This is a genomic window from Streptomyces sp. NBC_00986, from assembly GCF_045162565.1.
Lineage (GTDB): Bacteria > Actinomycetota > Actinomycetes > Streptomycetales > Streptomycetaceae > Streptomyces.
Window position 1 is genome coordinate 8,599,715 of the sequence record NZ_CP108733.1, and the last position, 11,788, is coordinate 8,611,502.

The 11,788-nt window shown below is 71.2% G+C and carries 14 protein-coding genes; 13 read left to right on the forward strand and 1 reads right to left on the reverse strand.

From position 1 onward, the window contains the following. Window positions 1-37 precede the first annotated feature (37 nt). Window positions 38-625 carry an ArsR/SmtB family transcription factor gene (locus tag OG504_RS38495; protein WP_405993929.1) on the forward strand — a complete coding sequence of 196 codons (588 nt, stop codon included), beginning with the start codon at window positions 38-40 and terminating at the stop codon, window positions 623-625. A 14-nt stretch (window positions 626-639) separates the two neighbouring features. After that, a complete protein-coding gene (locus OG504_RS38500; RefSeq protein ID WP_405993930.1) occupies window positions 640-2,001 on the forward strand; it encodes an MFS transporter in 1,362 nt (453 codons plus the stop codon). Between the two features lie 25 nt (window positions 2,002-2,026). Here the strand turns inward: OG504_RS38500 and OG504_RS38505 are convergent, their stop codons facing one another. Next, window positions 2,027-2,662 (reverse strand): TIGR03085 family metal-binding protein, encoded by a 636-nt coding sequence (locus OG504_RS38505; protein ID WP_405993931.1) that lies wholly within the window; start codon window positions 2,660-2,662, stop codon window positions 2,027-2,029. Window positions 2,663-2,744: 82 nt separating this feature from the next. On the opposite strand from OG504_RS38505, the gene hisI reads away from it, so the two are divergent. From hisI to lgt, 11 genes are all read left to right on the forward strand, one after another. Beyond that, window positions 2,745-3,179, forward strand: a complete 435-nt coding sequence (hisI, locus tag OG504_RS38510; RefSeq protein ID WP_405993932.1) for a phosphoribosyl-AMP cyclohydrolase — start codon at window positions 2,745-2,747, stop codon at window positions 3,177-3,179. 11 nt (window positions 3,180-3,190) lie between these two features. Continuing rightward, window positions 3,191-4,669 carry an anthranilate synthase component I gene (locus tag OG504_RS38515; protein WP_318015746.1) on the forward strand — a complete coding sequence of 493 codons (1,479 nt, stop codon included), beginning with the start codon at window positions 3,191-3,193 and terminating at the stop codon, window positions 4,667-4,669. Window positions 4,670-4,721: 52 nt separating this feature from the next. After that, window positions 4,722-5,363, forward strand: a complete 642-nt coding sequence (locus OG504_RS38520) for a TIGR02234 family membrane protein (RefSeq protein WP_405993933.1) — start codon at window positions 4,722-4,724, stop codon at window positions 5,361-5,363. Between the two features lie 237 nt (window positions 5,364-5,600). Continuing rightward, window positions 5,601-5,849: an HGxxPAAW family protein gene (locus OG504_RS38525; RefSeq protein ID WP_365307686.1), complete on the forward strand. Its 249-nt coding sequence runs from the start codon at window positions 5,601-5,603 to the stop codon at window positions 5,847-5,849. A 104-nt stretch (window positions 5,850-5,953) separates the two neighbouring features. After that, window positions 5,954-6,412: a DUF2752 domain-containing protein gene (locus tag OG504_RS38530; RefSeq protein WP_405993934.1), complete on the forward strand. Its 459-nt coding sequence runs from the start codon at window positions 5,954-5,956 to the stop codon at window positions 6,410-6,412. 126 nt (window positions 6,413-6,538) lie between these two features. Further along, window positions 6,539-7,348 carry an indole-3-glycerol phosphate synthase TrpC gene (gene trpC / locus OG504_RS38535; protein WP_352183724.1) on the forward strand — a complete coding sequence of 270 codons (810 nt, stop codon included), beginning with the start codon at window positions 6,539-6,541 and terminating at the stop codon, window positions 7,346-7,348. Between the two features lie 22 nt (window positions 7,349-7,370). Next, a complete protein-coding gene (trpM, locus tag OG504_RS38540) occupies window positions 7,371-7,613 on the forward strand; it encodes a tryptophan biosynthesis modulator TrpM (protein ID WP_405993935.1) in 243 nt (80 codons plus the stop codon). 58 nt (window positions 7,614-7,671) lie between these two features. Then, the gene (gene trpB, locus OG504_RS38545) at window positions 7,672-8,955 is read left to right on the forward strand and encodes a tryptophan synthase subunit beta (protein WP_405993936.1); all 1,284 of its coding nucleotides are present in this window, start codon (window positions 7,672-7,674) and stop codon (window positions 8,953-8,955) included. Continuing rightward, complete coding sequence (gene trpA, locus OG504_RS38550; RefSeq protein ID WP_405993937.1) at window positions 8,952-9,767, forward strand: tryptophan synthase subunit alpha; 816 nt, start codon at window positions 8,952-8,954, stop codon at window positions 9,765-9,767. Before trpB ends, trpA begins: the two co-directional genes overlap by 4 nt. Window positions 9,768-9,879: 112 nt before the next feature. Then, window positions 9,880-10,659: a DsbA family protein gene (locus OG504_RS38555; protein ID WP_405993938.1), complete on the forward strand. Its 780-nt coding sequence runs from the start codon at window positions 9,880-9,882 to the stop codon at window positions 10,657-10,659. Between the two features lie 103 nt (window positions 10,660-10,762). Continuing rightward, a complete protein-coding gene (gene lgt, locus OG504_RS38560) occupies window positions 10,763-11,731 on the forward strand; it encodes a prolipoprotein diacylglyceryl transferase (RefSeq protein WP_405993939.1) in 969 nt (322 codons plus the stop codon). Window positions 11,732-11,788 lie beyond the last annotated feature (57 nt).

Here is an 11,788-nt window from a genome sequence, read left to right on the forward strand (position 1 = left end):
GTTGCGCAACGTTTCTTTCGCATCTAGCGTGGGGTGCATGACCTCGAAAGAGACCCGTGCCATCACCGATCTGGGGACGCTCAAGGCGTTCGCGCACCCGCTGCGCATCAAGCTGTACCGGGCACTGCACGTGGCCCGCACCGCGACCGCCTCGCAGCTGGCCGACCAGGTCGACGAGGCCGTGTCGCTGGTCAGTTACCACCTGCGCAAGCTCGCCGAGCACGGACTCATCGAGGAGGCCGAGCGGCAGGGCGAGGACGGCCGGGAGCGCTGGTGGCGGCCGGTCTCGGAGGGCCTGACCGTGCGGCACGAGGACGTCAAGGACGCCCCCGAGAAGCTCGCGGCCCAGGGCGCGCTCACCCGGATCCTGCTGGAGCAGCGCGTCGACCTCTACCGGCGCCACCTCGACGAGTCCGAGTCGTGGAGCGACGAGTGGCGCTCAGCCGGCTTCGAGGGCGAGTACCTCCCGCGTCTGAACGCGTCCGAACTCGCTGGACTCCAGGGCGAGTTGGACACCCTGATCAACAAGTACCAGGCCAGGGGGCGGGCCGCCGAAGCGGCGGGTGACACCCAGGGCCGCGAGAACGTCGCCATCCACCTGTACGGCTTCCCGTTCCGCACCTGAGAGGACGATCTCCCGTGACCGGCACCCTCATAACCCCCGGCACAGTCACCCATGGACCCGCCCATCGCGACCCCAACGTCCTGCGCTGGCTCGCGGCCTACACGTCCTCGATGGTCGGCGACAGCGTGTACTACATCGCCCTGTCCTGGGCGGCCGTACAGCAGGGCTCGCCCGCGCAGGCCGGTGCCGTGATGGCGGTCAGTGCCGTGCCGCGTGCTCTGTTGATGCTGGGCGGGGGAGTGGTCGCCGACCGGTTCGGGCCGCGCAGGGTCGTCATCGGGAGTGACGCGGTGCGCTGCGCGGCGGTGCTGGCGGTGGCCGCGCTGCTGTTCCTGACGTGCCCGGGGCTGTGGCCGCTGGCACTGCTCGCCGTGGTGTTCGGGACGGTCGACGCGGTGTTCATGCCGGCGGTGGGCGCACTCCCCGCGCGCGTGACGAGCCGCGACCAGCTCGCGCGCGTGCAGGGCATGCGGGGAATCGGCATCCGCTTCGCGAGCATCGTCGGCGCCCCGCTCGGCGGCCTGGGCGTCGCGATCGGCGGCGCGGCGACGGCGTTCGCGTTCGCCGGGCTCCTGATCGCGGTGTCGGTGCCGTTGCTGATCTCCGTACGGATACGGGAACTGCCCGCCGACGACGAGACCTGCACGCGTGGCGGGACCGCCGATGCGGGCGATGGCGCGGGCGGTCGTGGCACGGCTCCCGGCGCAGGAGTCGTCGGCGCCGTCGACCCCGAAGCCGGAGAGCACCCAGCCCACGCCCGCGCGACCAGCCCGCTCGACGATCTTCGGGCCGGCCTCCGCTACATCCGCGGCCACCGCGTCCTCGCCCCGCTGATGCTGGCCATCGCGCTCGGCGACCTCGGTTTCGTGGGCCCGCTCAACGTGGGCCTGACCCTGCTCGCGGACGAGCGCGGGTGGGGCGCGTCGGGCATGGGCTGGGTGCTCTCCGGCTTCGGGACGGGCGCCGGGGCCGCGGCACTGCTGCTGGCCGTGCGGGGACGGCTCCCGCACGCCGGGCACGTCGTCGGCTGGGCGTGCCTCGCGGGCTCCGTGGCCATCGGCGCCCTCGCCTTCGTCCCGAGCGTCCTCGGGGCGGTCGGCGTCGCCCTGCTCATCGGGCTGCTCGCCGGCCTCAGCGGCGCGATGTGCGGGGCCCTGCTGCAGACCCAGGCCGACCCCGCCTACCTCGGCCGGGTCACCGCCGTGTCCAGCCTGGTCAGCCTCGGCTTCGCCCCGCTGAGCATGCCGCTGTCGGCCGCGGCGATCGGTGCCTGGGGCACGGGCCCGGTGTTCGTGGTCAGCGCGGTGGTCTGCGGTCTCGGCGGGGCCATCGCGCTGTGCGTCCGCGAGCTGCGGCGGGCCGAACTGCCCGGTTGACCCGGCCTGTTGGCAACCGCGGGGCTCAGATCCCCAGCTGCTTGGCCTCCTGGAGCTTGGCGATCGCGTTCTCGTCGCCGTCCAGCGCCACCTTGGCCACGCTCTGCCGCCCGTGCGCGAACAGCAGCAGCTCCGAGGGCTCACCGGTCACCGTCACGACCGGCGCCCCCTTGTGGGCGACCGCCGTCTGGCCGTCCGGGCGGCGCAGCACCAGCCCGGTCGGCGCGCTGCGGCCCATCAGCCGGGCCATGCGCTCGAGCCGCGACCACAGGGCGTCCTGGAACACCGGGTCCAGCTCGCGCGGCGTCCACTCCGGCTGCGCCCGCCGTACGTCCTCCGTGTGGACGTAGAACTCGACCGTGTTGGAGGCCTCGTCGAGCTGCTTGAGCTGGAACGGCGAGAAGCGCGGCGGGCCCGTACGGATCAGCTGGATCAGCTCGTCGTACGGCTTCGCCGCGAACTCCGTCATCACCCGCTCCAGCCGCGGCGCGAGCTGCTTGATCATGATGCCGCCGGCGGCGTCGGCGCGGCGCTCGCGCACCACCACGTGCGCGGCGAGATCACGGGTCCGCCACCCCTCGCAGAGAGTCGGGGCGTCCGGGCCCGCGGTCTCCAGGAGATCGGCGAGCAGAAGTCGTTCACGCTTCGCGAAGGTCGACATACCGTCAGCCTACGACCGTGCACGGGGTCCGCACAGTGGACGCCCGGCCAGGACTGTCAGTGGAGCGCGGCACAATGGCCCCATGACCAGCACGCCCCCACCCAGCAGCCTCGATCCCGAAATCGCCGCCCGCCTCAAGCGCAGCGCCGACGGGCTCGTCCCCGCGATCGCCCAGCAGTACGACACCGGTGAGGTGCTCATGCTCGGCTGGATGGACGACGAGGCGCTGCATCGCACCCTGACGACGGGCCGCTGCACGTACTGGTCCCGCAGCCGCCAGGAGTACTGGGTCAAGGGCGACACGTCCGGCCACTTCCAGCACGTCAGGTCCGTCGCCCTGGACTGCGACGCCGACACGGTCCTCGTGAAGGTCGACCAGGTCGGCGCCGCCTGCCACACCGGCGACCGCACCTGCTTCGACGCGGACGTGCTTCTCAAGGAAGACCTCGAAGAAGACCTCAACGAAGGCCTTCTTGAAGAAGGTGCTGATTCCAGCACCCCCGCCTCGGATCAGTAGGGTCAGCCGCCATGGACCTCGAGACGTTCCGCAAGCTGGCCACCGACCGTCGCGTCATTCCGGTCACCCGCAAGCTCCTCGCCGACGGCGACACCCCGGTCGCGCTCTACCGCAAACTGGCCGCGGAGCGCCCCGGCACCTTCCTCCTGGAGTCCGCGGAGAACGGCCGCTCCTGGTCCCGCTATTCGTTCGTGGGCGTCCGCAGCGCCGCCACCCTCACCGCCCGCGACGGCCAGGCCCACTGGCTCGGCACCCCGCCCGTCGGCGTCCCGGCCGACGGCGACCCCCTGGCCGCCCTGCGCGCCACCATCGAGACCCTGCACACCCCCCACCAGGAGGGCCTGCCGCCCTTCACCGGCGGCATGGTCGGCTATCTCGGCTACGACATCGTCCGCCGCCTGGAGAAGATCGGCCCCGGCGAGCGCGACGACCTGAAACTCCCCGAGCTGACCATGCTCCTCACCAGCGACCTCGCCGTGATGGACCACTGGGAGGGCTCGGTCCTGCTGATCGCCAACGCGATCAACCACAACGACCTCGACACCGGCGTCGACGAGGCCCACGCGGACGCGATCGCCCGCCTCGACGCCATGGAGGCGGACCTCTCCCGCGCGGTGGCCCAGCCGCCCGCCCAGCTCCCGCCCTCCGAGCTCCCCGAGTACACCGCGCTGTGGGGCGGCCCCGACTTCAAGGAGGCCGTCGAGGACATCAAGGAGCGCATCCGCGCGGGCGAGGCCTTCCAGGTCGTCCCCTCCCAGCGCTTCGAAACACCGTGCACGGCAAGCGCGTTGGACGTGTACCGGGTGCTGAGGGCGACCAACCCGTCGCCGTACATGTACCTGTTCCGCTTCGACGGCTTCGACGTCGTGGGCTCGTCTCCCGAAGCCCTGGTCAAGGTCGAGGACGGCCGCGCGATGGTCCACCCGATCGCCGGCACCCGGCACCGCGGCGCGACCCCGCAGGAGGACCAGGCCCTCGCCGACGAACTCCTCGCCGACCCCAAGGAACGCGCCGAGCACCTCATGCTGGTCGACCTCGGGCGTAACGATTTGGGCAGGGTCTGCGAGCCCGGCTCGGTCGAGGTCGTCGACTTCATGTCCGTCGAGCGGTACTCCCACGTGATGCACATCGTCTCGACGGTGACCGGCCGCGTGGCTCCCGGCCGTACCGCCTTCGACGTCCTCACGGCCTGCTTCCCCGCCGGCACCCTCTCGGGCGCGCCCAAGCCCCGCGCGATGCAGATCATCGACGAACTGGAGCCGTCCAGAAGGGGGTTGTACGGCGGCTGCGTCGGCTACCTCGACTTCGCGGGCGACTCCGACACCGCCATCGCCATCCGTACGGCCCTGCTCCGCGACGGCACCGCCTACGTCCAGGCGGGCGCCGGCATCGTCGCCGACTCGGACCCCGAGATGGAGGACCAGGAGTGCCGCAACAAGGCGGCGGCGGTCCTCCGCGCCGTGCACACGGCGAACCGGCTCGGGCAATAGGACGAGGGTCATATGAACCCCGGGTGACGGTTCGCCCGGGGTTGGAGCGATAGTGGACCTCGTGACTGCTGCTGTTCCTCACCCCCGTTCCGAAGGCGAAGGCCCCGCGCGTGCCGGCCGCCGCAGCCTCGCCGTGGCCCTGCTGAGCGGTGCGCTCGGCGCGGCCGTGGCCCTGCTGGCCACCCGTCAGCGCTGGTCGATGGGGACCGCGACGGTGGCCGGCGACGCGTTTCCGCTGTCCGCCAAGGGCAGCGACGTCACGGGCGTGCCCGCGGCGCTCGCCATAGTGGGCCTCGCCGCCCTCGTCGCCGTCTTCGCGGTCCGCAGGACGGGCCGCTTCGCGGTCTCCGCCCTCCTCGCGCTCTCCGGCGCGGGCATCGTCGCCGCGGCGCTCCTCGGCGCCACCGACAGCTCCGCGCTGGACGACAAGGCCGCGCAGGCCTCCGGCGACACCTCGTCCGTCGTGCACGCCTTCGACCACACCGCGTGGCCGTACGTGGCTGCGGTAGGTGGCGGTCTGATCCTGCTGGCCGGTCTGCTCGCCCTCCTCTACGGCCGGCGCTGGCCCGCTATGTCCGGGCGCTACGAACGCAACGGCGCCCCCCGGGCCCGCCGCGCCCCTGTGGTCGACCCCGATCGCCCCGAGGACATCTGGAAGGCCCTGGACCGGGGTGAGGACCCCACCGGCGCGTAAGCGCTCCGCTGGGAGAGCAGGCGACGCGCCGGGCCGTCGGTTGGCTGCGGCGCCGTCGTGGCTGGTCGCGCAGTTCCCCGCGCCCCTTACAGGGCGCTGCCGAACCGCAGCTGCCATCTCCGGGCCGACTCAGCGCGCGGCGCGCGGGACCACCCCGAAGCACTGCACACGCACGCGTGCGGAACAATGAAGCGTGAGCGTCTGCTCACACACGTACACAGCAACGAGGAGCACGTCATGGCGGGCAACAGCCACGGTCACACTTTGGCCGCCTGGACCGGTACGACCATCGTCTTCATCGGGTTCCTGGTCGCGGGCGCCTTCATGGTGATGGCGCAGCCGGCCGGCTTCTGGGCCGGAATGGGCATCGCGGTCGTCGGCGGCATCGTCGGCTGGGTCATGAGCGCGATGGGAATGGGCATGCCCAAGGACCGTCCCCAGGACCTGACCGAGCTGCTCGGCAAGACGGCGCACGCCGACAGCTGAGACGTGGCTGTCAGCCACCACTTCGTGGAGGGGCGGCCCTGGTGCACCGGCACCGGGAACCGCCCCTCACGCGCGCGTGCCGCACGAAAGGGCCAGGGGGCACAATGCGAGACGTGAACGCCGACAGCCAGAGCGTGCCGAAGACACGCGCCCCCGGTTCCGCCTCCGTGCTGATGAACCGCGTCGCCGTACCCGCCGCCGTCCTCGCGGCCGTGGCCGGATCCTTCGCCTACGTCGGCGCGGTCGACCCGAATCAGCCGGGCCACTACCCCGTCTGCCCCCTGTACCGCTTCACCGGCCTGTACTGCCCCGGCTGCGGTGGCCTGCGCAGCGCGCACGAGTTCATCCACGGCGACTTCCTGGCGGCGCTCCAGGACAACGCGATCGCCGTAGTGGGCTATCTGGCCTTCACGGTCGTATGGACCGTCTGGGTGGTCCGTGCGGCGCGCGGCCGGCCCGCGCGGATCGAACTCGGCCGGGTCCAGCTGTGGGGTCTGGGCGCGTTGGTGCTGGTCTTCACGGTTGTCCGGAACCTGCCGTTCGGTGGCTGGCTACATCCTTGATCAACCGGCACATGTCCAGGTAGTGGGACCGGCGTCAACCGGATGCGAGGCCTACGCCTTCCTCCGGATACCATCGAGGTCAGATGTGACCATGGCTTTTCCACCGTCCGGAAGGGGGCCGCTCGCGTGAGTGTGCTCGACGAGATCATCGACGGAGTCCGTGCCGACCTGGCGGAACGGCAGGCGCGCGTCAGCCTCGACGAGCTCAAGGAGCGCGCGGCGAAGGCTCCCGCTGCCAAGGACGGTGTCGCCGCGCTGCGCGGCGACGGCGTCAAGGTCATCTGCGAGGTCAAGCGCTCCAGTCCCTCCAAGGGGGCCCTGGCCGCGATCGCCGACCCGGCGGGCCTCGCCGCGGACTACGAGGCGGGCGGCGCCGCCGTCATCTCCGTCCTCACCGAACAGCGCCGCTTCGGCGGCTCCCTGGCCGACCTGGAGGCCGTCCGCGCGCGGGTGGACATCCCGGTTCTGCGCAAGGACTTCATCGTCACGTCGTACCAGCTCTGGGAGGCCCGGGCCTACGGCGCCGACCTCGCCCTGCTGATCGTCGCGGCCCTGGACCAGCCCGCCCTGGAGTCCCTCATCGAGCGCGCCGAGTCGATCGGCCTCACGCCGATCGTCGAGGTCCACGACGAGGACGAGGTCGACCGCGCGGTCGACGCCGGCGCGAAGATCATCGGCGTCAACGCCCGCAACCTCAAGACCCTCGAGGTCGACCGCGGCACCTTCGAGCGCGTCGCCCCCGAGATCCCGGCCCACATCGTCAAGATCGCCGAGTCCGGCGTCCGCGGCCCCCACGACCTCATCGCCTACGCCAACGCCGGCGCCGACGCGGTCCTCGTCGGCGAGTCCCTGGTCACCGGCCGCGACCCGAAGTCGGCGGTCTCGGATCTGGTGGCGGCGGGCGAACACCCCGCACTCCGCCACGGCCGCGGCTGATCACCCGCTAGGCTTCGCTCCGATGACTCTCACCCTGACACCCACGGATCGGTACGCCCGCTTGGCGCGCGGCTGCCGTCCTCGTGGTTGTCGTGCGCCCGCACGCCGGGTGCACGGCCGCAGGGTGCGGTATGTCATCGGAGACGAGCCGGGGCAAGTGAACGGCATGCGATGGCACGAGGCCTTTAGGGGCGCGGGGCTGTATTTGATTTGCGGCTACCGCCGCGCGGGCGCGACCAGCCACGGCCGGCCCGCAGCCAACTAACAACCCCCCGCCCCACGGCGCTCAGTGTCTTCCCACACACTCACCGTGAGGTTTCCGCATGCCCAGCGAGTTCTTCATCCCAGACCCCGACGGCCAAATCCCCAGCCCCGAGGGCTACTTCGGCGCGTTCGGCGGCAAGTTCATCCCGGAGGCCCTCGTCGCCGCCGTGGACGAGGTAGCCGTCGAGTACGACAAGGCCAAGCACGACCCCGAGTTCGCCCGTGAGTTGGACGACCTCCTCCTCAACTACACCGGCAGGCCAAGCGCGTTCACCGAGGTGCCCCGCTTCGCGGAGCACGCGGGCGGCGCGAGGATCTTCCTCAAGCGCGAGGACCTGAACCACACCGGTTCGCACAAGATCAACAACGTCCTCGGTCAGGCCCTGCTCACCAAGCGCATGGGCAAGACCAGGGTCATCGCGGAGACCGGCGCCGGCCAGCACGGCGTCGCGACCGCCACCGCCTGCGCCCTGTTCGGCCTCGAATGCACCATCTACATGGGCGAGATCGACACCCAACGCCAAGCGCTGAACGTGGCCCGGATGCGCATGCTCGGCGCCGAGGTCATCGCCGTGAAGTCCGGCAGCCGCACCCTCAAGGACGCGATCAACGAGGCGTTCCGCGACTGGGTCGCCAACGTCGACCGCACGCACTACCTCTTCGGCACGGTCGCGGGCCCGCACCCCTTCCCCGCCATGGTCCGCGACTTCCACCGCGTGATCGGCGTCGAGGCCCGCCGCCAGATCCTGGAGCGCGCCGGACGCCTCCCCGACGCGGCCATCGCGTGCGTCGGCGGCGGCTCGAACGCCATCGGCCTCTTCCACGCCTTCATCCCGGACGCGGACGTACGCCTCATCGGCTGCGAGCCCGCCGGACACGGCGTCGAGACGGGCGAGCACGCGGCCACCCTCACCGCGGGCGAGCCCGGCATCCTGCACGGTTCGCGGTCCTACGTCCTTCAGGACGAGGAGGGCCAGATCACCGAGCCGTACTCGATCTCGGCCGGACTGGACTATCCCGGCATCGGCCCCGAGCACTCCTACCTCAAGGACAGCGGTCGCGGCGAGTACCGCGCGGTCACCGACGACGCGGCCATGCAGGCCCTGCGCCTGCTGTCGCGTACGGAGGGCATCATCCCGGCGATTGAGAGTGCCCACGCCTTGGCGGGCGCGCTGGAGGTCGGCAGGGAGCTGGGCAAGGACGGGCTGATCGTCGTCAACCTGTCCGGGCGCGGCGACAAGGACATGGACACGGCCGCGCGGTACTTCGGCCTGTACGACACCGATGCCGAAGTCGCGGCCAACGCGGCCGACGTCGCGGAGATCGAGGGGGACGCCAAGTGAGCGGCAACATCCGGCTGTTGAGCGACACCCTCGCCGCCGCGAAGGCCGAGGGACGGGCCGCGCTCATCGCCTACCTCCCGGCCGGCTTCCCGACCGTGGACGGCGGCATCGAGGCGATCAAGGCGGCCTTCGACGGCGGCGCGGACATCGTCGAGGTGGGCCTCCCGCACAGCGACCCCGTCCTCGACGGTCCCGTCATCCAGACCGCCGACGACATCGCCCTGCGCGGCGGCGTCAAGATCGCGGACGTGATGCGCACGGTCCGCGAGGCGCACACGGCGACCGGCAAGCCCGTACTCGTCATGACGTACTGGAACCCCATCGACCGCTACGGCGTCGAGCGCTTCACCGCCGAGCTGGCCGAGGCGGGCGGCGCCGGGTGCATCCTGCCCGACCTGCCCGTCCAGGAGGCGGGGCTGTGGAGGGAGCACGCCGAGAAGCACGGGCTCGCCACGGTCTTCGTGGTCGCGCCCAGCAGCAAGGACGCCCGCCTCGCCGAGATCACCAAGGTCGGCACCGGCTTCGTCTACGCCGCCTCCCTCATGGGCGTCACCGGCACCCGCGCGTCGGTCGGCGCGCAGGCGCAGGACCTCGTCGAACGCACCCGGGCCACCACCGACACGCCCGTGTGCGTCGGACTCGGTGTCTCGAACGCCCGGCAGGCCGCCGAGGTGGCCCGCTTCGCGGACGGCGTGATCGTCGGCTCGGCCTTCGTCAAGGGGATGCTGGACGCGCCGGACGACGCGGCCGGCGTCGAGGCGGTCCGCGCACTCGCGGGCGAGCTGGCGAAGGGCGTGCGCGGACAGGCGTAACAGAGCGCCGGGCGTCACGGAGCAACCGGCATAACAGAACACCTGGTCCCTCGTATGGGTGGACCTGGGACCGGGGAGGCGCGCTGCGCCTCCCCGGTTCGTTCTGCGGGGTGTGAGCGAGAAGAACCGTGACGGAAAGCGCACCGCCCGCGAGCGGCTGGCGGTCGAGCGTGAGAAGCAGAAGACCGCGGAGAGGCGGCGGCGCACGCTGATCGTGGCCGCCAGCGTCGTCTGCGTGCTGGGTCTGGCGACGGTGATCGGCGTCCTCGCCGCGAACCACGGCAAGGACGACAGCGGCAGCAGCAGCGCGGGCCCCCTGGTGGCACCCTCGGGGGCGACCGGCAAGGACAGCCTGGCGATCCAGGTCGGCAAGGACAGCGCCAAGCCGACGCTCACGGTGTGGGAGGACTTCCGCTGCCCGGCCTGCCAGGCCTTCGAGACGGCGTACCGCTCGACGATCCACGAGCTGACCGACTCCGGGCAGCTCAAGGTGCAGTACCACCTGGTCACGATCATCGACGGCAACCTCGGCGGCACCGGCTCCAAGCGCGCGGCCAACGCGGCGGCCTGCGCCCAGGACGCCGGAAAGTTCCGCGACTACCACGACGTGCTGTACGAGAACCAGCCCAAGGAGACGGACGACGCCTACTCCAGCAACGCCAAGCTGATCGAGCTGGCGGGCAAGGTGAAGGGCCTCGACACGCCCGCCTTCCAGAAGTGCGTCAACAGCGGTACGCACGACAGCTGGGTCCTGAAGTCCGCCGCCGCGTTCCAGGCCGGCGGATTCACCGGCACCCCGACCGTCCTCTTCGACGGCAAGAACATCTACGCGGACCAGACGATGACCCCGGCGAAGCTGAAGCAGCTGGTCCAGGCGGCGAACAAGGGGTAGCGAGGGGTAAGCGGGCGGGCCGGTTTTCATACCGGCCCGTTATGGAGCCGTAGCCGGGCCGCTTGCCGAGGTCGCGGTCCGGCACGGTAGCGTCAACCCTGCCATGGAAACCATTGCCTACATTCCCAGCCCGTCGCGCGGGGTCATCCACCTCGGCCCCATTCCGCTGCGCGGTTACGCGTTCTGCATCATCATCGGCGTCTTCGTCGCCGTCTGGCTCGGCAACAAACGCTGGGTCGCCCGCGGCGGCAAGGTCGGGACGGTGGCCGACATCGCTGTCTGGGCCGTGCCGTTCGGCCTCGTCGGCGGCCGCCTGTACCACGTGATCACGGACTACGAGCTGTACTTCAGCGAGGGCCGCGACTGGGTGGACGCCTTCAAGGTGTGGCAGGGCGGCCTCGGCATCTGGGGCGCGATCGCGCTCGGCGCGGTGGGCGCGTGGATCGGCTGCCGCCGCCGTGGCATCCCGCTGCCCGCCTGGGCCGACGCGCTGGCCCCCGGCATCGCCTTCGCCCAGGCCATCGGCCGCTGGGGCAACTGGTTCAACCAGGAGCTGTACGGCCGCGAGACGCATCTCCCCTGGGCGCTGCACATCACGTCCTCGACGGACGGCCGCGTCCCCGGCTACTACCACCCGACCTTCCTGTACGAGTCCCTGTGGTGCGTCGGCGTCGGCTTCCTCGTCATCTGGGCCGACCGCCGCTTCAAGCTGGGCCACGGCCGGGCGTTCGCGCTGTACGTCGCCTCGTACTGCGTCGGCCGCGGCTGGATCGAGTACATGCGCGTCGATGACGCCCACCACTTCCTGGGCCTGCGGTTGAACGACTGGACCGCGATGATCGTCTTCCTGCTCGCGGTCCTCTACTTCGTGATCTCGGCGAAGAAGCGCCCGGGCCGCGAAGAGGTCGTCGAACCGGACACGGACGCACCGGCCGATGCCTCCGGCGGTGAAACCGACGGTGACAGTGCAGCGGCATCGGAGGAGGAGCCGAAGGCCGAGGCTGAGGACGACGCCGCGGAAGCGACGGAAGACGTCAAGGAAGACGAGCCCGAGTCGGCGAAAAAGAGCTGACGGCTGGTTTTACGACGATGAGGGCGCCCCATGTCCGACGGGGCGCCCTCGTTGTTT

Bases quoted from the DNA above. Each gene is read 5' to 3' on its own strand.
- OG504_RS38495 (WP_405993929.1), top strand. From the start codon at position 38: ATGACCTCGAAAGAGACCCGTGCCATCACCGATCTGGGGACGCTCAAG.
- OG504_RS38505 (WP_405993931.1), bottom strand. From the start codon at position 2,662: ATGTCGACCTTCGCGAAGCGTGAACGACTTCTGCTCGCCGATCTCCTG.
- hisI (WP_405993932.1), top strand. From the start codon at position 2,745: ATGACCAGCACGCCCCCACCCAGCAGCCTCGATCCCGAAATCGCCGCC.
- OG504_RS38515 (WP_318015746.1), top strand. From the start codon at position 3,191: ATGGACCTCGAGACGTTCCGCAAGCTGGCCACCGACCGTCGCGTCATT.
- OG504_RS38525 (WP_365307686.1), top strand. From the start codon at position 5,601: ATGGCGGGCAACAGCCACGGTCACACTTTGGCCGCCTGGACCGGTACG.
- OG504_RS38530 (WP_405993934.1), top strand. From the start codon at position 5,954: ATGCGAGACGTGAACGCCGACAGCCAGAGCGTGCCGAAGACACGCGCC.
- trpM (WP_405993935.1), top strand. From the start codon at position 7,371: ATGACTCTCACCCTGACACCCACGGATCGGTACGCCCGCTTGGCGCGC.
- trpB (WP_405993936.1), top strand. From the start codon at position 7,672: ATGCCCAGCGAGTTCTTCATCCCAGACCCCGACGGCCAAATCCCCAGC.
- lgt (WP_405993939.1), top strand. From the start codon at position 10,763: ATGGAAACCATTGCCTACATTCCCAGCCCGTCGCGCGGGGTCATCCAC.